Annotated in this window: 11 protein-coding genes and 2 pseudogenes; 10 read left to right on the forward strand and 3 right to left on the reverse strand. The window is 73.7% G+C overall.

The window, feature by feature from the left end; translation table 11 throughout:
* Window positions 1–149: 149 nt before the first annotated feature.
* The 5 genes and pseudogenes from AB0I16_RS32505 to moeZ form a co-directional block, all read left to right on the forward strand.
* Window positions 150–1538, forward strand: a pseudogene (locus tag AB0I16_RS32505) (glycosyltransferase); the annotation flags it as partial.
* Window positions 1535–2710: a hypothetical protein gene (locus AB0I16_RS32510; RefSeq protein ID WP_363253253.1), complete on the forward strand. Its 1176-nt coding sequence runs from the start codon at window positions 1535–1537 to the stop codon at window positions 2708–2710. The pseudogene AB0I16_RS32505 and the gene AB0I16_RS32510, both read left to right, overlap by 4 nt.
* Before the next feature lie 147 nt (window positions 2711–2857).
* Complete coding sequence (locus AB0I16_RS32515; protein WP_363253254.1) at window positions 2858–3811, forward strand: NAD-dependent epimerase/dehydratase; 954 nt, start codon at window positions 2858–2860, stop codon at window positions 3809–3811.
* Entirely contained in the window at window positions 3799–4548 is a 750-nt protein-coding gene (locus AB0I16_RS32520; protein WP_363253255.1) for a spherulation-specific family 4 protein, read from the forward strand. The genes AB0I16_RS32515 and AB0I16_RS32520 overlap by 13 nt, the downstream gene beginning before the upstream one ends.
* A 63-nt stretch (window positions 4549–4611) precedes the next feature.
* Window positions 4612–5790: an adenylyltransferase/sulfurtransferase MoeZ gene (moeZ, locus tag AB0I16_RS32525; protein WP_363253256.1), complete on the forward strand. Its 1179-nt coding sequence runs from the start codon at window positions 4612–4614 to the stop codon at window positions 5788–5790.
* An 84-nt stretch (window positions 5791–5874) separates the two neighbouring features.
* Here the strand turns inward: moeZ and AB0I16_RS32530 are convergent, their stop codons facing one another.
* The 3 genes from AB0I16_RS32530 to AB0I16_RS32540 all read right to left on the reverse strand — a co-directional run bounded on the left by AB0I16_RS32530 (window position 5875) and on the right by AB0I16_RS32540 (window position 12026).
* Window positions 5875–7440 carry an alpha/beta hydrolase gene (locus AB0I16_RS32530; protein WP_363253257.1) on the reverse strand — a complete coding sequence of 522 codons (1566 nt, stop codon included), beginning with the start codon at window positions 7438–7440 and terminating at the stop codon, window positions 5875–5877.
* 131 nt (window positions 7441–7571) lie between these two features.
* Window positions 7572–9128 (reverse strand): alpha/beta hydrolase, encoded by a 1557-nt coding sequence (locus AB0I16_RS32535; protein WP_363253258.1) that lies wholly within the window; start codon window positions 9126–9128, stop codon window positions 7572–7574.
* Window positions 9129–9227: 99 nt separating this feature from the next.
* Window positions 9228–12026: a lysylphosphatidylglycerol synthase domain-containing protein gene (locus AB0I16_RS32540; protein ID WP_363253259.1), complete on the reverse strand. Its 2799-nt coding sequence runs from the start codon at window positions 12024–12026 to the stop codon at window positions 9228–9230.
* A gap of 173 nt (window positions 12027–12199) precedes the next feature.
* Here AB0I16_RS32540 and AB0I16_RS32545 point away from each other — a divergent pair.
* From AB0I16_RS32545 to AB0I16_RS32565, 5 genes and pseudogenes are all read left to right on the forward strand, one after another.
* A pseudogene (locus AB0I16_RS32545) lies at window positions 12200–12568 on the forward strand (MGMT family protein); the annotation flags it as partial.
* A 413-nt stretch (window positions 12569–12981) separates the two neighbouring features.
* Complete coding sequence (locus AB0I16_RS32550) at window positions 12982–16680, forward strand: ATP-dependent DNA helicase (protein WP_363253260.1); 3699 nt, start codon at window positions 12982–12984, stop codon at window positions 16678–16680.
* A gap of 97 nt (window positions 16681–16777) precedes the next feature.
* Window positions 16778–17479 carry a hypothetical protein gene (locus AB0I16_RS32555; protein ID WP_363253261.1) on the forward strand — a complete coding sequence of 234 codons (702 nt, stop codon included), beginning with the start codon at window positions 16778–16780 and terminating at the stop codon, window positions 17477–17479.
* Window positions 17480–17562: 83 nt separating this feature from the next.
* On the forward strand, window positions 17563–21231 hold the full coding sequence (locus tag AB0I16_RS32560; protein WP_363253262.1) for an ATP-dependent DNA helicase: 3669 nt from the start codon (window positions 17563–17565) through the stop codon (window positions 21229–21231).
* A 10-nt stretch (window positions 21232–21241) separates the two neighbouring features.
* Complete coding sequence (locus AB0I16_RS32565; RefSeq protein ID WP_363253263.1) at window positions 21242–22645, forward strand: dipeptidase; 1404 nt, start codon at window positions 21242–21244, stop codon at window positions 22643–22645.
* The last annotated feature ends 68 nt before the right edge of the window (window positions 22646–22713 follow it).

Genomic DNA, 22713 nt, shown 5'->3' on the forward strand with positions numbered 1-22713 from the left:
GGGTCTCTTCCCCCGCGTGACCCGAGACGCCGACGAGGAAAACCCGGACTACGTCCCGGACATCCCGCCGCCCTGGGCCCGTGTCGTCACGCTCCGGCGCCGTAGCCGGAGCCCGGACCGGCACCGGATGCGGTGGCCCCGACGACATGGCGGACCGTTTCAGCAGCGCGCTGTACGGGCTGGCCGAACTGGCCCGCGAAGAGGGCGGCCTGGCCGGCGCCCTGCGCTCCGACGCGGCCGTGCGCACGCTGGAGCGCGCCTGCCACGCGCCCGGCGCACTGCGGACCGCCCGCGCCGCCCGCGTCCCCGACCTGCTTGCCGCCGCCGAGCGGATGGAGCGGGCGCTCCGGCCGCTCTCCCTCGACTGGTACGGCGAAGGGGCGCTCGGCTCGGCCGACCTCTGCCACGCCACGGGGGGCGGCCCGGCGGCGCTGCCGGGACTGCTGGCCAGACACTTCGCGGGAGTACCGCTCCTCGTGACCGAGCACGGCGTGCGGCTGCGGGCGCACTACCTCGCCGCGGAAGGGACGGGCCTCGGCGCGCCCGCGCGCGCCCTGCTCGCCTCCTTCCACGGCCGCCTCGCCGCCGAGGTGTACCGCGAGGCCGCGCTCATCACCCCGGGCAACGCGCACGTACGGCGCTGGCAGGAGCGGTGCGGCGCCGACCGCGCCAAGCTGCGCACGGTCCACCCCGGCATGGCGGCCGACCGCTTCGCCGAGATCGGGGAGCGGGGGTACGACGACCGCGCGGGCGCCCCCCGCACGCTGCTCTGGGCCGGCCGCGTCGAGCCCGCCAAGGACCTGGTCACGCTGCTCCACGCCTTCGCCGAGGTCCGCGCGGCGGTGCCCGGGACGCGCCTGCGGATCGTCGGGACGGCGGCCGAGGGCCCCGAGGCCGAGGAGTACCTCGCCCACTGCCGGGCCCTGGCCGCGCGGCTCTTCCCCGACCCCGGCCGGGCGGACGGCGCACAGGCCGTCGCCGAAGCCCCCGTCTCCTTCGAGGAGATCGGCGGCCCCGGCGGGCCCGACCTCGCCGACGCCTGCGCCTCGGGTGCCGTGGTGGTGCTCTCCAGCGCCGTCGAGGGCTTCCCGGTCAGCCTGGTCGAGGCCATGTTCTGTGGGCGCGCGACCGTCTCGACGGACGTCGGCGCGGTGGTGGAGGTCATCGGCGGCACGGGACTCGTCGTGCCGCCGCACGACCCGGAAGCCCTCGCGGAGGCATGCGTGGCGCTCCTGCGCGACCCCGCGCGGTGTGCGCGCCTGGGCGCGGCGGCGCGGGCACGGGCCCTCGAACTCTTCACCGTGGAGCAGAACATCGCGGCATTCCGCGGCATTTACCTGGAGATCGTCTCCCACTGCCCGGTGCGCCGTGACGCACTGGACGAGGCGGGCGCGCCGGTGCCCTTCGCCAACCCGGCGGAGGCGCACGTACCGGGCCGCTGGGCGGCACCGGCGTCCGCCGCGGAGGCGCCCGGGGTGCCCAGCTGGGCCGGCCGGGAGACCGACGGACGCGATCGGCTGAAGGGGGCCGCCGTATGAAGCGCGAGGACGGCACGGGCGCAGCGGTCGACGCGCCGCCCTCCCCGGCCGCGGAGTCCCTGCCCGGGTCCGGGGCTCCGGGGCACGGTGCCGCCGACCCCGTGAAGGCGCTCATGCACCGGCACCACGACCTGTGCGCGCGGGCCGTCGACCCGCTGGAGATCGCGGCCGGTCTGGAGGCGCACGGCCTGACCGACCGGGCCGCCGGGCGCTACCGGCACCGGGACGTGTTCTCCCTGGCCGAGGAGATGTACGCGCGCGTGCCCCGCGACGACGACGCGGAGGGTGCCCTTTCCGGCGCCGGGACCGGCGTACGCCATGAGCCGGCGGCCCCGCCCGGCTGGGCCCTGTTCGCGCTGCTGCCCGGCGCGGCGTGCGCGGCGACGGTCGCCGCCGCGCCCCGGATGGGCGAGGGCGCCGCGCGGTCCGCCGTGGTGCTCGGCGGCGCGCTCGCCGTGGCCCTGGCCCTGCGCTGCGCGCTGCGGCGCGGGCCGCTGCGCGTCACCCCGCGCCGGGCACCGGCCACGCGCGCGTGGGTCTGCTGGCTCCTCGCCTACGGGCTGCTCGGCGACGCCCTGCTGCGGGACGCCGTATCGGGCGGTCCCGACGGGCTCGGCGACCTCGGGGAGCCCGACGTCGCGCCGGTCCTCGCCCTGACGTCCGCCGTCGCGCCCGCGGCCCTGTGCGCCCGGCTCCTCGCCGCGGGGGCCGGGCGGCGGCTCGCCGCGAGCCGCGGCCTTGACGAGTTCGCCGCCTCCGTACGCCCGTTGGTCCTCGGCGTGGTCACGCTGTTCCTCGGCGCGTTCGCGGGGCTGCTCGCGGCGGTCAGGGCGCTGCCCGGCGCGTCCGGCGCGTGGCTCGCGGGGGCCGGGGCGCTCGGCGCGCTCCTGTTCCTCGCGCGGCTGCTCGCCGTGCACGGCTTCCGGCGCGCCCCCGCCCTGCTCCTCGCGGTGGCCGGTGCCTGCGAGGCGACCGCGCTCGCCCTGGTGTTCGCGGGCCGCCTGCCCGGGTGCGACGTACTGGCCGCGCCCGTCACGGCCGCCGTCGACTCCTGGGGCCCCGGCGTCGTACCGGCCGCCGCGTGCGGTGCCGCCGCCCTCGTCCTGCTGGTCCACGCGGCGAGGACCCTGACCCTCGCCTCGGCTCACGCCCGCTCCGGCACCGCGCCGTGAACCGACCCACCGACCACGACCAGTCCCCCGCGGGGCCGACACCGCGGGCGCCTTTACCCCGTGACCCACGGCCTCACCTGAAGGAGAGAGACAGATGACCACCCGCAGTCGCTTCCGCCCGCGAGCGGCCACCCCGGGAGGCGCCCGATGAGAGTGCTGCTGATCGGAGCCAACGGATATCTCGGCCGCTTCGTCGCCGACCGGCTGCTCGCCGACCCGGCGGTGCAGCTCACGGCGCTCGGCCGCGGTGACGACTCGGACGTACGGTTCGACCTCGCCAGCGGCAGCCCCGGTGCGCTCACCCGGTTCCTCGACGCCGTCCACCCCGGCGTGGTGATCAACTGCGCCGGTGCCACCCGGGGCGGCGCCCGCGAGCTGACCCGGCACAACACCGTCGCGGTCGCCACCGTCTGCGAGGCCCTCAGGCGCAGCGGCTGCGGGGCACGCCTGGTGCAGCTCGGCTGCGGCGCCGAGTACGGACCGAGCCAGCCCGGGTCGTCGACCGCGGAGGACGCGGTGCCGAGGCCCGGCGGACCGTACGGCGTCAGCAAGCTGGCCGCCACCGAGCTGGTGCTCGGCTCGGGTCTCGACGCCGTCGTCCTGCGGGTGTTCTCGCCTGCGGGGCCGGGCACGCCCGCCGGCTCGCCGCTCGGACGGCTCGCCGAGGCCATGCGGCGGGCGATGCAGGCGGGGGACGGCGAGCTGAAGCTGGGCGGCCTCGGTGTGCAGCGGGACTTCGTCGACGTGCGCGACGTGGCGAGGGCCGTGCACGCGGCCTCGCTCTCCGCCGCGCAGGGCGTCGTGAACATCGGCGCGGGCCGTGCGGTGCGGCTGCGCGACGCGGCCGCCATGCTCGCCCGCGTCGCGGGGTACGGCGGAGCGCTGCACGAGCTGGACCAGGTGCCCGCACGGGCGGTCATCGGCCACCCCCGGAGCGAGCCGGACCACGGCGGCCCCGCCGTGTACCCGTATCCCGACGGCTGCGGGAGCTGGCAGCAGGCCGATGTGCGCACCGCCCGCGACCGGCTCGGCTGGCGGCCCCGGATCAACCTGGAGGAGTCGCTCGCCGACATCTGGATGGAGGCCGCATGCCGCATCTGACCAGGACCGCGAGGGGCGGCTCCGCCACCGGCCTCAGCGTCGGCTTCGGCGTCCCCGGCTTCGCCCACCCCCTCGTCGCCCCCGTCGAATGGGGCGAACTGACCCGGCCGGGCACCCCTTTGCGGTGGGTCGTCCTGAACGTCGCGAACGGTCCGGGGGAGCAGCCCGACCCCCACTGCCTGGAAGCCGCGGGCCGCCTGCGGAACGCGGGCGTCCGGGTCCTCGGCCACCTCGACCTCGGGTACGGCGCGCGGGGCTTCGGTGAACTCGTCTCCGACGCCCACCGCTACCACGACTGGTACCAGGTGGACGGCTATTCGCTCGACCGCTGCCCGACGGAGCGCGCCGGGCTGCCCGAGGTGCGGCGGACCGTCACCGCGCTGCGCGCCCTGGTCGACGGAGCGCACATCGTGCTCGGCCACGGAACGCATCCGCACCCCGAATACGCCCGGACGGGCGACCAGTTGGTGACCTTCGCGGGCCCGTGGAGCGATTACCGCTGGTCGCAGGTGGCCGAGTGGACCGCGGAGCATCCGCCCGAGCGGTTCTGCCACTTCGTCCACGGGGTGCCGCGCGGGCATCTGGAGGAGGCCCTGCGCGTCGCGCGCTGGCAGGGCGCGTCGACGATCTACTTCACCGACCGGGTCGCCGGGGACGGCGGAAACGACCCCTGGGAGTCGCTGCCCGGCTACTGGGACGAGATCGTCTCGCGTATCGGAACAGGTATCTCGGAATGAAGAAGGGCGTGGCAGTGTTACGTGCAGAACAACCGTTCCGCACCACCGACCAACGGAGTCCCCGTGTCGCTGCCACCCCTGGTCGAGCCAGCCTCTGAGCTCACCGTCGACGAGGTCCGCAGGTACTCCCGCCACCTGATCATCCCCGACGTCGGGATGGACGGGCAGAAGCGGCTGAAGAACGCCAAGGTGCTGTGTGTCGGCGCCGGTGGCCTCGGGTCGCCGGCGCTGATGTACCTGGCCGCGGCCGGTGTGGGCACGCTCGGCATCGTCGAGTTCGACGAGGTCGACGAGTCCAATCTGCAGCGCCAGATCATCCACAGCCAGGCGGACATCGGCCGCTCCAAGGCGGAGTCCGCCAAGGACTCGGTCCTCGGCATCAACCCGTACGTGAACGTGATCCTGCACGAAGAGCGGCTTGAGGCCGACAACGTGATGGACATCTTCGGCCAGTACGACCTGATCGTCGACGGCACGGACAACTTCGCCACGCGTTACCTGGTCAACGACGCGTGCGTGCTGCTCAACAAGCCGTACGTCTGGGGCTCGATCTACCGCTTCGACGGCCAGGCCTCGGTCTTCTGGAGCGAGCACGGCCCCTGCTACCGCTGCCTGTACCCGGAGCCCCCGCCGCCCGGCATGGTGCCCTCCTGCGCCGAGGGCGGCGTCCTCGGCGTGCTGTGCGCGTCGATCGGCTCCATCCAGGTCAACGAGGCCATCAAGCTCCTCGCGGGCATCGGCGAACCGCTGGTCGGCCGCCTGATGATCTACGACGCCCTGGAGATGCAGTACCGCCAGGTCAAGGTCCGCAAGGACCCCGACTGCGCGGTCTGCGGCGAGAACCCCACCGTCACCGAGCTCATCGACTACGAGGCCTTCTGCGGCGTCGTCTCCGAGGAGGCCCAGGAGGCGGCGGCCGGTTCGACGATCACTCCCAAGCAGCTCAAGGAGTGGATCGACGACGGCGAGAACATCGAGATCATCGATGTCCGGGAGATCAACGAGTACGAGATCGTCTCCATCCCCGGCGCCAAGCTCATCCCGAAGAACGAGTTCCTGATGGGGAACGCGCTCGGCAGCCTCCCGCAGGACAAGAAGATCGTCTTGCATTGCAAGACGGGTGTCCGCAGTGCGGAAGTCCTCGCGGTGCTGAAGTCCGCGGGCTTCGCGGACGCGGTCCACGTGGGCGGCGGCGTGATCGGCTGGGTCAACCAGATCGAGCCCGAGAAGCCGGTCTACTAGGTCCGCCAGGTCGGCTGGAAGAGCACGCGGAGGGCCCCGCACCTGACGGTGCGGGGCCCTCTGCTCGTTCGCGGCCGACGGTGACTACGACTCGCAGACCTTGCCGTCCTTCGGGGCCTTGCCGTTGAGGAGGTAGTCGTCGACCGCGTCGTCGACGCAGTCGCTGCCGTTGCCGTACGCCCCGTGGCCCTCGCCCTTCCAGGTCATGTGGATGCCGACGCCCTCGCCCAGCTCGTCCGCCATCTTGCGCGCGCCCTCGTAGGGGGTGGCGGGGTCACCGGTGTTGCCGACGACGAGGATCGGGGCGGCGTCCGGGGCGCTCACCTCGGGGGAGTCGTGCAGTCCCGCCACCGGCCACTCGTGGCACCAGCCGGCCGTGTCCCAGCCGAGGAACTCCCCGAAGACCGGCGAGATCTCCCGGAACTCGCCGAGGAGCTTCTTCGCCTCCGCCGGAGTCGTCCGCGCCTTGGCGTCGCGGCAGGAGATGGCCCGCTGCGAGTGGCTCTGCGTGCTGTAACGCCCCGCGGGGTCGCGTTCGTTGTACGCGTCGGCGAGCTGGAGCAGCGACGATCCGTCGCCCTCCTCGGCGTCGTCGAGGGCGCGGGTCAGCGCGGGCCAGGTCTGCTTGCTGTAGAGCGTGACCAGGATGCCCGTGCTCGCCAGGGACTCGGTCAGCTTCCTGCTGCCGGAGGTGCGCATCGGCTCGGCGTCGAGCTGCTCGAAGAGCTTCGCGATCTTGGCGGAGCCCTTCTCGGGGTCCTCGCCGCGGGACGTGAAGTAGTTGTCGAGGGCGCGCTGGAAGCCCCTCGCCTGGTTCTTGGCGTGGCCCACGGAGTCCGCGCTCGGGTCCACGACCGCGTCGAACGCGAGGCGGCCGACGCGCTTGGGGAACAGGTGTGCGTACGTGCCGCCGAGTTCCGTCCCGTACGACACGCCCATGTAGTGCAGCTTCTCGTCGCCGAGGACCTGGCGCATGACGTCCATGTCGCGAGCCGCCTCGACCGTCGACACATGCTCGATGATCTTCTTCGAGTCGCGCGCGCAGCCCGCGCCGAAGTCCGCGGCGTCCTCGAAGTACGCCTTCTCCTCGGCCGCGGTGTCCGGCGTGAGGTCGACCTTCTGCTCGGCGGCCTGCGTCGCCCGGTCGTCGCGGCACCGCACGCCCTCGCTGGCCGCGACCCCGCGCGGGTCGAAGCTCACCAGGTCGTACCGCTCGCGCAGCGAGCCGTACATGTCGGCGAAGGAGGGCAGGCCGGAGACGCCCGAGCCGCCGGGGCCGCCGAAGTTGAACAGCAGGGAGCCGATGCGCTCGCCCTCGCCGGTCGACCGGCCGCGGATCAGCGCGATGCCCATGGTGTCGCCGTCGGGGTCGGCGTAGTCCACGGGGACCTTGAGCGTCGCGCACTGCCACTTCGAGCCGGGCGCGGCCCCGCCCTCGGGAGCCTCGCACCGGCCCCAGTCCAGCTTCTGCGCGGTGAGCGAGGCGGGCAGCGTGGAGGAGGGGTCGGGCTTCGGCCCCGGGTCCGGAGCGGACGACGACGGGTTCTTCGCGTCGCCCCCCTCTTCGGACGAGCCGCCGCAGCCGACGGCGAGCCCCGCCGTCAGCACGCCTGCGGCGGCCAGGGCCACGGACCGTGTGAAACGCTGCATGGTGCGCTTCCTCCCCCTCGGAAGACAGTCAGGCCATAGTAGGCGGGGCCACCGACAGTGACCGACGCGGTTCGACGGGGCTCGACGGGCCGGCGGCGGGAGTCGGGGCGCGCGAAGGCCGTCCGGCGGGCTCAGGGGCAGACCCTCCCGTTCTTCGGGACCGTCCCCTCCAGCAGGTAGTCGTCCACGTTCTTGCGCACGCACGGGTCCTTGCTGTCGTACGCCCCGTGCCCCTGGCCCTTGTACGTCAGCTCGACGCCGACGTCCTCGCCGAGGGCCCGCGCCATCTTGCGCGCGCCCTCGTACGGCGTCGCGGGGTCGCCGGTGTTGCCGATGACGAGGATGGGCGGCGCACCGTCGGCGGCCACGTCCGGGTGGTCGGCCTGGCCGTCGACCGCCCAGTCGGCGCAGCTGGTCATGCCCCAGGCCAGGTAGTCGCCGAACAGGGGGGAGGCATCGCGGAAGGCGGGGAGCTTCTTCTCGACGTCCTCGGTGGAGTAGCGCGGCTTGTCGTCGGCGCAGTTGATGGCGACGTTCGCGGCCTGGATGTTGCTGTACTCGCCGTCCTCGTTGCGCCCGTTCATCGAGTCGGCGAGCGCCATCAGGACGCGGCCGTCGCCTTCGTAGGCATCTTCGAGGCCCTGGGTGAGGTACGGCCAGAAGTCCTTGGAGTACAGGGACTGCGCGATGCCGCTGGTGGCGGCGGTCTGGGTCAGCTCACGCGGCGGGATGCCGCTGATCGGCCTCTTGTCGAGGTCCTTGAGGAGCTTCGCGATCCGGTCCTTGACGTCCTTCGCCGAGTCGCCGACCGGGCACGCGTCCTCCTGGTTGGCGCAGTCCTCGGCGAAGTTGTCGAGCGCGAGCTGGAACCCCCTGGCCTGGCCGAGCGAACTCTGCTCGGCGTCCTGGGTGGGATCGACGACCGCGTCGAAGACCGCGCGGCCCACCTTGTGGGGGAACAGGTGTGCGTAGACGCCGCCCAGCTCGGTGCCGTACGAGATGCCGAAGTAGTGCAGCTTGTCGTCGCCGAGCACCTGCCGCATCAGGTCCATGTCGCGGGCCGCGTCGGTGGTGCGCACATGGGGCAGGGTGCGGCCGGAGTTCTTCTCGCACGCGCCGTTGAACGCCTTGACGTTCTTCACGAGCTGCTCGCGCTCGGCCGCGTCGTCGGGCGTGGAGTCCTGCTGGAAGTACCTGTCGAGCTGCTCGTCGTCCTCGCAGTGGACGCCGGCGCTGCGGCCGACGCCGCGCGGGTCGAAGCTCACCAGGTCGTAGCGGGTGCGCAGCTTGGTGTACTCCTCGGCGAAGGCGGGCAGCGTCGTGATGCCCGAACCGCCGGGCCCGCCGAAGTTGAACACCAGGGAGCCGATGCGCCTGCCCTTGTCGGCTGCGGCGGCCCTGATCAGTGCGATGTCGATCGTGTCGCCCCCGGGCTCGGACCAGTCGAGGGGCGCCTTCATGGTGGCGCACCTCCACCGGGCTCCGCCCGGCAGCGGGGACGGGGCGTCGCCGCCGCCCTCGGCGGCGCTGGGCGCGGGGCAGTCCTTCCAGCTCAGCTTCTGCTTCGACAGATCCGCGCCCTCTCCGTCCTCGGCGCCCTCGGCGCCACCGCCGCAGGCCGCGAGCGTCGAGGACAGGAGCAGGGCGGCGGCCAGGGCGGCGGCGCGTGGCTGGGTCCGTGTGAGCATGTGCCCATCCTGCGGCGGCGCCTGACGGGGCGCTCGGGGCGCGGGCCGTGCGGGTGAGGAACCGGGCCTCTGCGTAGGGGCCGCTCGGCGCGGGGTGCCTCAGAGCAGGCCCTTCCTTGTGAGGTGGTTGAAGAACAGCCATCCGGGGAGGACCGGCAGCCACAGGGTCAGGAGCCGGAAGAGCAGCACGGCGGGGGCCGCCACGTCCTTGGGCACGCCGACCGCGATGAGGCCGAAGGTCAGCGTGGCCTCGACCGCTCCGACGCCGCCGGGGGTGGGGGCCGCCGAGCCCAGCGCGTTGCCCGCGAGGAAGACCACCGCGACGCTCGCGAGGCTCAGCGTCGACATCTCCTCGCTGCCGAACGCCCGCACGGACGCGTCCAGGCAGAGCACGAACATCAGGGTGAGCAGCAGCATGCCGCCGATGCCGGTGAGCAGCTTCTGGGGGCGCTGGAGGACGTCCAGCATGCGCGGCACGACACCCGCGAAAAGCGACCGCACGCGCGTGACGACGAATTTCCGCAGGAACGGGATGGCCGTCACCACGAGCACGAGCACCGCGACGGAGAGGAGGCCGGCGATGACGGTCCTGGACGGTGTGAACGACGGCGTCTTCTCCGTCCCCGTCAGATAGCCGAAGACCAGCAGCAGCAGGATGTGCGAGCCGAGCCCGAAGAGCTGCGAGGCGCCGACGCTCGCCACCGCGAGCCCGGACCTGACGCCCGAGCGCTGCAGGAACCGCGTGTTCAGCGCGACCCCGCCGACCGCGGCGGGCGCCACGATCTTCACGAACGACCCGGCGACCTGCGCCGCCACCGTCCGCAGGAACGGCACCCGCTCCGGCACGAAGCCGAGCAGGCTCATCGCGGCGGCGAAGTAGCTCAGCGCGGAGAAGCCGACGGCCGCCGCCACCCAGCCCCACTGCGCCTCCTGGAAGAGGGTGCCGAACTCGACGTGGGTGAGCTGCGACAGCAGGAAGTACGCGCCGATGGCACCGGCGATGAAACTGATCAGCGTGCGCGGCCTGATCCGCTCCAGCTGCGCCGGTTCGACGGGTGCCGTCGGACGGATGAGCAGCACCTGGTGGCGGATCTGGGTGAGCAGGTCCTCCTCGCGGGCCTGTTCGAGGGCTTCGTCTATGGCCTGCTTCTCGGCCTGCCGCTCCTGCTTGGCGGCCTGCTTCTCCTTCTTCTGCGCCTGCTTGCCGGCCTTCTGCGCCTGCTTGCCGGCGCCTGCGTCGCCGTCCTGCGCCATGTCCGCGCGTACGCCCTGCCGGGACTTGCGGGAGGCCTCAAGGACCGCCTCGCGCTCGCGCTGGGAGCGTTCGCGCGCCAGCTTGCGCAGTGTGCCGCGGGTGGAGCGGGTGAGGGCGATCGGCTGGAGCAGCGGCAGGCAGTCGGCCACCGCGTCGGGGCCGAGGACCTCGACGGCGGTCGCCACCGAGCGCTCGGCGCCCACGCGCAGGCCGAGGGCGGTGAGGAGCTGGGCGGTGTCCATGCGCAGGACCAGATCGCCCGCGGCGATCTCGCCGCCGCGCAGATCCGTGAGGATCACCGTGCCGGAACGATCCACCAGGATCGCGTCCCCCGCCAGCCTGCGGTGCGCGATCCGCCGGGACTGCAGCGCCCGTACCTGCCGCCAGGTCCCGAGCAGCAGCTCGTCGGTGATCTCCGCGTCCTCCAGCGTGTCGAGCGAACGGCCGCCCGTGTGCTCGTAGACGAGCATCACCGCGTCGGGGCCGAGTTCGGAGGTGGCGATCAGTTTGGGCGCGTTGGCGCCGGCGGCGATCGCCGCGTACGCGAGGAGGGCCTCCTGCTCCAGCGCCTGGCGCAGGGACTGCAGGCTGCGCCGCTGGGTGATGCCGCGCAGGGTGAGCCTGCGCCAGACGCGGTAGAAGAAGCCCTGCGCCTGCTGCTCGCGGTCGATGACCGTGACGTCGAGGGGCGGGCCGTCCTCCAGGGTGACGAAGTAGCGGCGGCCGCGGTCGCCGTGCTCGCTGTCCGGGGACTCCTCGCGGGCGGCGCTCACGGGACGGAAGCCGACGTGCCGCAGGCCCGCGAGCAGCGTCTGCCCGGTGGGCCGCACGTTCGGGGAGCCGACCGCGTAGAGCGTTCCGTAGGCCACGGTCCAGCCGATGAGCACCGTCAGGAGGATCGAGAACGGTGTGGTGTAGCCGGTGACGAGCATGGTGAACGCGTCGAGCAGCAGCACGACGAACAGCACCAGGCGCCAGCGCGGTCTGCGCGACATCCCGACGGCCGTCATGTACGCGATGACGGGCGCGAGGTACCCGTGCACCGGGTCGGTGAACGCGTGCAGATCGGCGGGGGAGGGCTTGGTGAGGGCGTCCTGAATGGAGTCGGGGGCGGCCTTCGCGACCCACAGGTCGGTGGCCAGGGTGACGCCGTGCGCGAGGACGGCGGCGAGGACGCCGTCGGCGATGCGGAGGCCGTCCCGTTTGATCAGCCGTTCGATCGCGAAGGCGACGGGGACGAGCAGGACGCCGATGCTCGCGACCAGTCCCGCCACCTTGATCAGCAGGTCGGGGGCCTGTTCCGTGCCCTTGTCGATGTCCTGTTCGAGGCCGGACGTCGTGCCGTGCGCGAACGCGGCGATCGCCAGGAGCACGACGACGGCGAGGAAGCCGACGAGCAGCCGCATCAGGTCGGAAGGGCGGTGCACGCGCGCGGAGAGGAGCGGTTCGTCGCGCTCCACGGGGTCGGTGTGGGCTCCTTCGTCCGTCATGTCGGCGTCGGGGACGGCACCGGCTCCGGTGCCGCCGTCGGTCTTCGGGGCGGGGGCACCGGTGTCCAGGTGTGACTCGGACGCAGAGGTGCCCGCCTTCTCATCGGGATGCACGCCCTGCTGCTCCGTCGTCTCTTCTTGATCTCGTATCACCAGTCACCGCCCGCACGATGGTGGCATGCCGCATCACTACAGGGGGGCATCAGGGGGCAACGCAAGGACGCGAAGTGGTCACGAAACGACACTTGTCGCTCCCTCCGGTGCGCTGCCGCACGCTTGGCCGCGGGCCGTTCACGGTGTCGGTGGGGTGCGGCAGGATGGTCCGGATGAGCGAGGAGAGCCGAAGGGGAAGGGTGCCGTCCGACCACGCAGCACCGGAGCTCCCGGAGTACGCGGAGCGGGTCCTTGAGGTCGCGGAGATGATCCCTCCGGGGCGCGTGATGACGTACGGGGACATCGCCGAGTGGCTGGAGGAAGGCGGCCCGCGCCAGGTCGGGCGCGTGATGGCCCTCTATGGGGGCAGCGTGCCGTGGTGGCGCGTCGTGCGCTCGGACGGCGTGCTGCTGCCCGGCAGCGAGCTGCGGGCCCTCGACCGGTACCGCGCGGAGGGCACGCCCCTGCGCGCGGCCTCGCGCGCCGCCCAGGGGCACGTGCCGAAGCTCGACATGCGGCGGGCGCGGTGGGACGGGGGCGGGACGACCGGCGTGGTGGATGTGATGAATATGACGGATGTGGCGCATGTGACACATGTCGCGCCGATCGGTGACGCCGAGGGCGGCGCGAGCGTCTCCGGGGCCGGTGACGTCGTGGCGTCCGGGGCCGGCGACGGCTCCGGAGGCACGCCGTCCGGCCGCCGCCGCGGGGGCGGGACCGCACGTGGCGGCGCGGAAGGCGGCACCGCGGGGGCCGCTCGTCCGCAGACTCCGGAGGCTCACACCTGACAGCTTCCGGCATGCGCGGGCGCGGCGGAGGGCCGGTGACCCGTACGGGGGAAGCCACGCGTCCCCCGCACGCACTGGCGTAGCGTCGACAGCACGCATCCCCGTCACCCCTCGGCCACCGCACGGCCGCTCTTCGACCAGCACACCCACCAGGACCGGCGACCCACGTGAGCTCCCCTTCTTCCGCCCGGCACCTCCGGCACCCGTCGCACCACCCGGTACGACAGGGGGCCCCGGGCGCCTACCGGCTGGTGCGTACGCCGCGGGCCCCGGTGGAGCCCCCTCGCTTGGACGCAGGTCAGCGCGCTGTGGTTGACCACGGGGCGGGGCCGCTCCTCGTCCTCGCGGGCCCCGGCACCGGGAAGACCACCACCCTCGTGGAGGCCGTCGCCGCGCGCATCGCCCGGGGAGCCGATCCCGCGCGCGTCCTCGTCCTCACCTTCAGCCGCAAGGCCGCGGTCGAGCTGCGCGACCGCATGGCGCTGCGCATGGGACAGGCGCGCGCCCCGCAGGCCACGACGTTCCACTCCTTCTGCTACGCCCTCGTGCGGGCCCACCAGGACGCCGACCTCTTCGTGGAGCCGCTGCGGCTCCTCTCCGGTCCCGAGCAGGACGTGGCGGTACGAGAGCTGCTGGCGGGCCAGATCGACCTCGCGAAGGAGGGCAGGGGCCACGTCCGCTGGCCGGACGAGCTGCGCGCCTGCCTCACCACGCGTGGCTTCGCCGACGAGGTCCGTGCCGTGCTGGCCCGCAGCCGTGAGCTGGGCCTCGGCCCGGCCGCCCTCGACGCCTTCGCCCGCCGCAGCGGCCGCCCCGACTGGCGGGCCGCCGCGGCCTTCCTCGCCGAGTACCTGGACGTGCTCGACCTCCAGGGGACGCTCGACTACGCGGAACTCGTCCACCGCGCGGTGCTGCTCGCGCGGCGCCCCGAGGTGGAGCGGGCGCTCGGCGCGCAGTACGACGCCGTCTTCGTCGACGAGTACCAGGACACCGACCCGGCGCAGGTGCGGCTGCTGCACGCCCTCGCGGGCAACCGGGGGCCGCGGCGCTCCCCGTCGGCGGGGGGAGCGGACGGTGACGGCGCGGGCCGGACGCTCGTCGCCTTCGGCGACCCCGACCAGTCGATCTACACCTTCCGGGGCGCCGACGTGAACGGCATCCTCGACTTCCCGCACGACTTCCCGCGCGCGGACGGCGCCCCGGCGCCGGTCGCGGTCCTGACGACGTCACGCAGATCGGGCGCGGAGCTGCTCGCCGCCACCCGGCTGCTCACCCGCCGCATGCCGCTGACCAGGCTGCCCGCGGAGGCGGTACGGGCCCACCGGGAGCTGACGCCGGTCAGGGACGGCGGCCGGGTCGAGGTCTACACCTACCCGACGGCCGGCACGGAACTGGACAACATCGCGGACATCCTGCGCCGCGCACACCTGGAGGACGGTGTCCCCTGGGGCGACATGGCGGTCCTGGTGCGCGCCGGCGCCCGCACGATCCCCGCGGTCCGCCGCAGCCTCGGCGCGGCGGGCGTCCCCCTGGAGATCGACGGCGACGACATCGCCCTGCGCCACGAGCCCGCGGTGACGCCGCTCCTGACGGCCCTGCGGGTGGTGGCGGAGGCGGTGCTCTCGGAGGCGGAAGCGGAGCCGTCCGGGCTGGAACCGGAGCCTTCCGAGCCGGAGGAAGCCGCGCAAGCCGAAGCCGCCCCCGAGGAGGCCGCTTTCGAGGAGGCCGTCCCAGGGAAGGCCGTCCCCGGGGAGGCCGTCCGTGAGGAAGCCGCCCTGGGGGAGGCCGTCCCGGGGGAGGCCGTCCGCGAGGAAGCTCTGGAGGAGACCGCCCCCGAGGAGGCAGCCCTGGAGGAGACTGTCCGTGAGGAAATCGCCCTGGGGGAGGCCGTCCCGGAGGAGGCCGTCCCTGAGGAAGCCGTCCCGGAGGAGGCCGCCCCGGGGGAAGCCGCCCCCGACCCGCAGGCCCCCCGTACCGTCCCCGCCTGGCTGGACACCGAGACCGCGCTGACCCTGCTCACGTCGCCGCTCGCCGGTATGGACGCCGCCGATCTGCGGCGGCTCGGGCGCGCCCTGCGCGAGGAGGAGCGGGTGGCGGGCAATCACGTACCGCCGCCCTCCGACGAACTCCTCGCCCGCGCCCTCGCCGAGCCGGAGCGGCTCGTCGCGCACGACCCCACGTACGCCCGTGGTGCCCAGCGCCTCGGCGCGCTGCTCCGCAAGGCCCGTGAGCGCCTGGCGGGCGGCGGCACGGCCGAGGAGGCGCTGTGGGAGCTGTGGGACGGCACACCGTGGCCCCAGCGGCTCGAACGCACCGCGCGGCGCGGCGGCGCGGCGGGACGCAACGCCGACCGGGACCTGGACGCCGTCTGCGCGCTGTTCGCCGCGGCGGCCCGCGCCGAGGAGCGGACCGGCGGGCGGGGCGCCCTGAACTTCCTGGAGGAGATCGAGGCGCAGGACATCGCCGCGGACACCCTCACCCGCAGGGCGGCGCGCCCCGACGCCGTACGCCTGATGACGGCCCACCGCTCCAAGGGCCTCCAGTGGCGGCTCGTGGTGGTCGCCGGCGTGCAGGAGGGCCTCTGGCCCGACCTGCGCCGCCGGGGCTCCCTCCTGGAGGCCGACCGGATCGGCCGTGACGGTCTCGCCGAGCCGCTCACGCCCGGAGCGCTCCTCTCCGAGGAGCGCCGTCTCTTCTACGTCGCCGCCACACGCGCGCGTGAACGCCTCGTCGTGACCGCGGTCAAGGCGCCCGCCGACGACGGCGACCAGCCGTCGCGCTTCCTCACCGAACTCGGCGTCGAGCCGAAGGACGTGACGGGCAGGCCGCGCCGCCCCCTGTCCGTCGCCGCCCTCGTGGCGGAGCTGCGGGCCACCACCGTCGACCCGCGCGTCTCCGAGCCCCTGCGCGAGGCCGCGGCCCAGCGCCTGGCCAGGCTCGCCGCGCTGAGCGACGCCGACGGCCGCCCCCTGGTGCCGTCCGCGCACCCCTACCGCTGGTGGGGCATGTACGAACCGACGGCGAGCGAGGTCCCCCTGCGGGACCGCGACAAGCCCGTCGTGCTCTCCGGGAGCGCGCTCGACCAGCTCGCCAACACCTGCGCCCTGCAGTGGTTCCTCGGCCGCGAGGTGAAGGCGGACGCACCCGCGACCGCCGCCCAGGGCTTCGGCAACGTGGTGCACGTCCTCGCCGACGAGGTCGCCTCCGGACGCACCCCCGCCGATCTCGCCGTCCTCATGGAGCGCCTCGACTCCGTGTGGGACGCGCTCGCCTTCGACGCGCCGTGGAAGTCGGCGCAGGAGAAGGAGCACGCGCGCGTGGCGCTCGAACGCTTCCTCCGGTGGCACGTCGACACCAACGGGCCCCGCGCGAGCCGCACCCCCGTGGCCAGCGAGCACGGCTTCGACGTGACCCTCGAAGCTGGCCCCTACGAAGTACGCGTACGGGGCTCCATGGACCGTGTGGAACAAGACGCGGAAGGCCGTGCCTACGTAGTGGACTTCAAGACGGGCAAACAGGCGCCGACCAGCGCCGAGGTCGCCCGCCACCCACAGCTCGCGGTCTACCAGCTCGCGCTCCGCGAGGGCGCGGCCGACGACGTCTTCGGCGGCGTGCGACCGGAGCCGGGCGGCGCCGAACTGGTGCAGCTCCGCCAGGGCGCCGCCAAGAAGAACGGCGGCGACGCCCTCCCCAAGGTGCAGGCCCAGGCAGCCCTTTCGGGCGAATGGATCGGCGATCTGCTCGCGACGGCCGCGGGCAAGGTCCTCGACGAGCGCTTCACGCCGACCGCGGGCCAGCACTGCGCCCACTGCTCGTTCCGCGCCTCGTGCAGCGCGCGGCCGGAGGGCCGTCACGTCGTGGAGTAGCCCCGGGGACCACAGCACCCACATGGGCGAATTAAAGTCACGGTAAGAACTTGCTGTGTGCCGGTCCTCGGCGCACCTTTTTGAGGAGTACGCGTATATGGCAGCCAACCGGAAGCTCCTGGCAGTGGCCGTCGTCTGTGCCGCCGCCGTCATCGGCGTATCGGGCTGCGGCAGCGACGGCGGTGACTCGGACCCCTTCGACGGCATGAGCGCCGACAAGATCGCCGAGAAGGCCTCCAAGGCGTCCAAGGACGCCGGGTCCTACCGGATGAAGGGCCAGATGAAGCAGAAGGGCGAGGTGAGCGACATCGAGTTCGCGGTCGCCGAGTCCGGCGACTGCAAGGGCACGATGGGCTCGGCGAAGACGGGCAGGGCCGAGTTCCTCTCCGCGGGCGACTTCTCGTACTCCAAGGGCGACGACAAGTTCTGGGAGTCCAACGGCGGCGGCGCCACGGCCGAGCTCCTCAAGGGCCGCTGGGTCAAGCAGCCCAACAAGGGCGGCAAGGCCGTCTGCAACCCCGACGACATGTTCAGCGACAAGAACCTCAAGAAGCTGAAGCGCGGGGACGACGCCGAGGTCGGCGGCGCGAAGGCGGCCGTCCTGACCCGCAAGAAGGGCGACGAGACCACCACCTTCTACGTCGCGATGGAGGGCAAGCCGTACTTCCTGAAGGTCGTCAACAAGGGCGCCGACGGCCCCGGCACCGTGACCTTCAGCGACTACGGCAAGGCCGTGGACGTCAAGGCTCCGCCGGCCAGTGAGGTCGTCGACCCGGAGAAGCTGGCCTCGGGTTCCTGACCCCACGCCTCGCACGAGGAGGCGGTGGCCGCCCGGAGCCGGGTCCGCCCCGGTTGTCAGTGGCCACCGCTAGCCTCTCTGACGTGCCACCTCGTATCACCGACCCCGAGCAGCTCAAAGAGCTCCTCGGCATCCCGTTCACCCCGGAGCAGACGGCCTGCATCATCGCGCCGCCCGCCCCGCAGGTGATCGTGGCCGGAGCCGGCTCGGGCAAGACGACGGTGATGGCGGCGCGCGTGGTCTGGCTCGTCGGCACCGGCCAGGTCGCCCCCGAGCAGGTCCTCGGCCTGACGTTCACGAACAAGGCGGCGGGCGAGCTGGCCGAGCGCGTCCGGCAGGCGCTCGTCAAGGCCGGCGTCACCGACCCCGAGGCCCTGGACCCGGCCGGCCCCACGGGCGAGCCGGTCATCTCCACGTACCACGCCTTCGCGGGCCGCCTGCTGACCGACCACGGCCTGCGCATCGGCCTTGAGCCGACCTCCCGGCTGCTCGCCGACGCCACCCGTTTCCAGCTCGCCGCGCGCGTGCTGCGCGAGGCCCCGGGCCCCTATCCCGCGCTGACCCGCTCCTTCCCCGACCTCGTCAGCGACCTCCTCGCCCTCGACAGCGGGCTGTCCGAGCACCTCCTGAGCCCCGACCGCCTTCGGGCGTACGACACCGGGCTGCTGCGCGCCCTGGACGGCGCCAAGCTCAGCAACGCCGACCTGCGCAAGGTCCCCGAGACCGCCGCCGCCCGCCTGGAGCTCGCCGAACTGGTCGGGCACTACCGCGCGGCGAAGCGCTCCAGGGACCTCCTTGACTTCGGCGACCAGATCGCCCTCTCCGCGACCCTCGCCCGTACGCGCGCGGAGGTCGGCGACATCCTGCGGGACGAGTTCCGGGTCGTCCTGCTGGATGAGTACCAGGACACCTCCGTCGCCCAGCGCATCCTCCTGTCCGGCCTCTTCGGCGGCGGGACGGGCCACCCCGTGACCGCCGTCGGCGACCCCTGCCAGGCGATCTACGGCTGGCGAGGCGCCTCGGTGGCCAACCTCGACGACTTCCCCGAGCACTTCTCGTACGCCGACGGGCGCCCCGCCACGCGGCACGCGCTCAGCGAGAACCGCCGCAGCGGCGGCCGGCTCCTCGACCTCGCCAACGGCCTCGCGGAGCCCCTGCGCGCGATGCACGCGGGCGTGGAGGCCCTGCGCCCCGCCCCCGGCGCCGAGCGCGACGGCGTGGTGCGCTGCGCCCTGCTGCGCACCCACGCCGAGGAGATCGACTGGCTGGGCGACTCGATCGCCCACCTCGTGCGCACCGGCAAGGCACCGGGCGAGATCGCCGTCCTGTGCCGCACGGCGACGGACTTCGCCGAGATCCAGGGCGCGCTCGTCGCCCGCGACATCCCCGTGGAGGTCGTCGGCCTCTCCGGGCTCCTGCACCTCCCCGAGGTGGCCGACCTCGTCGCCGTCTGCGAGGTCCTCCAGGACCCCGGGGCCAACGCCTCGCTGGTGCGGCTGCTCACGGGCCCGCGCTGGCGCGTCGGCCCCCGCGACCTGGCGCTGCTCGGCCGCCGCGCCCGCCTCCTCGTCCGGCCCGGACACACCGCCCCCGACGACCCGGACCGGCGCCTCGCCGAGGCCGTCGAGGGGGTGGACCCGGCCGAGGTGATATCGCTCACGGACGCGCTCGACACCTTCCTGGAGTCGCCCCTGGACGCGGACGACGCCTCCGGGGGCGACGACGGGCTGCCGTTCTCGGCCGACGCCAGGGTCCGCTTCGCCCGGCTCGCCGCCGAGCTGCGCGACCTGCGCAGGTCACTGTCCGACCCGCTGATGGACGTCCTGCACCGCGTGCTCGCCGTCACCGGCCTCGAAGTGGAGCTCTCCGCCTCGCCCGGCGCCCTCGCCGCCCGTCGCCGCGAGACGCTCTCCAACTTCCTGGACGTCGCGGCCTCCTTCGCCGCCAACGACAACGGCGCCACGCTCCTCGCCTTCCTCGGCTTCCTGCGCACCGCCGCGCAGTACGAGAAGGGCCTCGACAACGCCCTGCCCGGCGGCGAGAACACCGTCAAGGTGCTCACCGCCCACCGCTCCAAGGGCCTCGAATGGGACGTCGTCGCCGTCCCCGGCCTGGTCAACGGCACCTTCCCCAGTGGGCAGGGCCGCGAGAAGTGGACCGCGCAGGCCAAGGTCGTCCCGCACGAGCTGCGCGGCGACGCGGCCACGCTGCCCGACGTCGAGGCGTGGGACGCCAAGGGCATGAAGGCCTTCCACGAGGCCATGAAGGACCACCAGCGCACCGAGGAGCTGCGCCTGGGCTACGTGACCTTCACCCGCCCCCGCTCGCTCCTCCTGGGCTCCGGCCACTGGTGGGGCCCCTCCCAGAAGAAGCCGCGCGGCCCCTCGGACTTCCTGCGGGCGCTGTACGAGCACTGCGCGGCGGGCCACGGCGAGATCGAGGCCTGGGCGGACGAGCCGGCCGAGGACGAGGAGAACCCGGCCCTGCGCGAGGCCACCGCGGACCAGGCGTGGCCGCTGCCCCTGGACGATGCCGCGCTGGCCCGCCGCCGGGCCGCCGCACGCACCGTCCTGGCCCACCTGGACCGCCTCACCGGCGAGGGCGCACCGGAGCCCGCCCGCTCCCATGCGGAGGCCCACCCCTCGGCAGAGGACGACGTCCCCCCGGCCGACGACCCGGAGTGGCCGCCGCCCCCTGAGGACGATCCCGACGAGGTGGACTGGGACGACCTCGCGACGGAGCGCCCGACGCTCCCGGCCCAGGAGGAGAAGGACACCGCCCACGCGGAAGGCACAGGCCACGCGGAAGGCACCGCCCACGCGGAAGGGGCTGTCCACGCGGGAGGCGCCGTCCAAGCCGAAGGCACCGTCCACGCGCGCGTGCCCCATCAGGCACCGCCCCCGCGGGCCCGCGCGCACCCCGCCGACCGTGATCCCGAGAGCGGCCCGGCCGCCGCGGAGCGCCTCACTCCGGAGGAGGCCCGCACCCTCGCTTCCTGGGACCGCGACCTGGAGGCCCTCACCGGGGAGCTCCTGCGCGCCCGAGCAGCGGTCAGGGACGTTTCGGTGCCGTCCTCGCTCACCGCGTCCGAGCTGATGCGCCTGGCCGCCGACCCGGACGGCTTCGCGCAGGACCTCGCCCGCCCCATGCCGCGCCCGCCGCAGCCGGAGGCCCGCCGGGGCACCCGGTTCCACGCCTGGGTCGAGTCCCGCTTCGAGGAGCTGCCGCTGCCGCTGCTCGACCCGGAGGAGCTGCCGGGCGGGGAGCCCGGCGAGGCGGAGATCGCCGACGAACGCGACCTGGAGGCGCTCAAGGAGGCCTTCGAGCGCACGGAGTACGCCCGCCGCACCCCCTACCGCGTCGAGGTCCCCTTCCAGTTCGTCATCGCGGACCGCGTGATCCGGGGGCGCATCGACGCCGTCTACAAGGAAGGCGACGGGGACGGCGCGACGTACGAGATCGTCGACTGGAAGACCAGCCGCACCCGCAGCGCCGACCCCCTCCAGCTCGCCGTGTACCGCCTGGCCTGGGCCGAGCAGCAGGGTGTCCCGCCGGAGTCGGTGCGGGCCGCCTTCCTGTACGTACGCAGCGGAGAGACCGCCCGCCCCAGGCACCTCCCCGACCGCGCCGACCTCGAACGTCTGCTGCGCGGAGAGCCGGTCCCGCCGGCGGAACATCCAGTTCCGATTGTTGCGGCGGCCGATCGCCCCGGCGGTGAACCGCCGGACGGGACCACCCCGGATGGCGGATAGGCTCGTGGTCATGAGCGAGACCCCGGACAGCGCCGTCCGCACGTACATCGAGAACCACAGCACCGCCTTCCTCGACGAGCTGGCGGAGTGGCTGCGCATCCCGTCCGTGTCGGCCCAGCCCGAGCACGCCGGTGACGTGTGCCGCAGCGCCGAGTGGCTCGCCCTCCGGCTCAAGGAGACCGGCTTCCCGGTCACGGAGGTATGGGAGACGCCCGGGGCACCCGCCGTCTTCGCCGAGTGGCCGTCGGACGACCCGCAGGCCCCCACCGTCCTCGTCTACGGCCACCACGACGTCCAGCCCGCAGCCCGCGAGGACGACTGGCACACCGACCCCTTCGAGCCCGTCGTCCGGGAAAACCGCCTCCACGCGCGTGGCGCTGCCGACGACAAGGGCCAGGTCTTCTTCCACACCCTCGGCGTCCGCGCGCACCTCGCCGCCACCGGGCGCTCCGCGCCCGCCGTCCACCTGAAGCTCCTCGTCGAGGGCGAGGAGGAGTCGGGGTCCCCGCACTTCCGCGCGCTCATCGAGGCCCACAAGGACCGCATCGCCGCCGACGCGGTGATCGTCTCCGACACCGGGATGTGGTCGGAGGACACCCCGACCGTCTGCACCGGCATGCGCGGCCTCGCCGAGTGCGAGATCCAGCTGCACGGCCCCGACCAGGACATCCACTCCGGCTCCTTCGGCGGCGCCGTGCCGAACCCGGCCACCGAGGCGGCCCGCCTGGTCGCCGCCCTGCACGACGAGCACGGGCGCGTGGCGGTCCCCGGCTTCTACGACGGCGTCGTCGAGCTGACCGACCGCGAGCGCGAGCTCTTCGCCGAGCTGCCCTTCGACGAGGAGAGCTGGCTGCGCACGGCCAAGTCGCACGGCACGCACGGCGAGGCCGGATACACCACCCTGGAGCGCGTCTGGGCCCGCCCGACCGCCGAGGTCAACGGCATCGGCGGCGGGTACCAAGGAGCCGGCAGCAAGACGATCATCCCGGCTTCGGCCGTGGTGAAGCTCTCCTTCCGGCTGGTCGCGGGACAGCGCCTGGACCGCGTCGAGGAGGCCGTTCGCGCGTGGGCGGCGGCCACCGTCCCCGCCGGCATCCGGCACACCGTCACCTTCAGCGCGGGCACGCGCCCGTGCCTGACCCCGCTGGACCACCCGGCCCTGCAGTCGGTGGTCCGCGCCATGGGCCGCGCCTTCGAGCAGCCGATCCGCTTCACGCGCGAGGGCGGCTCGGGGCCAGCGGCCGACCTCCAGGACGTCCTCGCCGCCCCCGTGCTGTTCCTCGGCATCTCCGTGCCCTCCGACGGCTGGCACGCGCCGAACGAGAAGGTCGAGATCGACCTGCTCCTCAAGGGCGTGGAGGCGACCGCCTACCTCTGGGGCGACCTCGCCCGGAACTGGCGCGATGCACACTGATCCACGGACCGCCGAGCACACCGCCGCCCGCCCTGCCGGGCCCATTCCTTCGGGGGAGTTGGAAGCAC

The sequence above is a fragment of the Streptomyces sp. NPDC050703 genome (assembly GCF_040654435.1).
Taxonomy (GTDB): Bacteria; Actinomycetota; Actinomycetes; order Streptomycetales; family Streptomycetaceae; genus Streptomyces.

Excerpts from the sequence above, each read along its gene's own strand:
- AB0I16_RS32510 (WP_363253253.1), top strand. The coding sequence starts at position 1,535 with ATGAAGCGCGAGGACGGCACGGGCGCAGCGGTCGACGCGCCGCCCTCC.
- AB0I16_RS32515 (WP_363253254.1), top strand. The coding sequence starts at position 2,858 with ATGAGAGTGCTGCTGATCGGAGCCAACGGATATCTCGGCCGCTTCGTC.
- AB0I16_RS32520 (WP_363253255.1), top strand. The coding sequence starts at position 3,799 with ATGCCGCATCTGACCAGGACCGCGAGGGGCGGCTCCGCCACCGGCCTC.
- AB0I16_RS32530 (WP_363253257.1), bottom strand. The coding sequence starts at position 7,440 with ATGCAGCGTTTCACACGGTCCGTGGCCCTGGCCGCCGCAGGCGTGCTG.
- AB0I16_RS32535 (WP_363253258.1), bottom strand. The coding sequence starts at position 9,128 with ATGCTCACACGGACCCAGCCACGCGCCGCCGCCCTGGCCGCCGCCCTG.
- AB0I16_RS32555 (WP_363253261.1), top strand. The coding sequence starts at position 16,778 with ATGGCAGCCAACCGGAAGCTCCTGGCAGTGGCCGTCGTCTGTGCCGCC.
- AB0I16_RS32565 (WP_363253263.1), top strand. The coding sequence starts at position 21,242 with ATGAGCGAGACCCCGGACAGCGCCGTCCGCACGTACATCGAGAACCAC.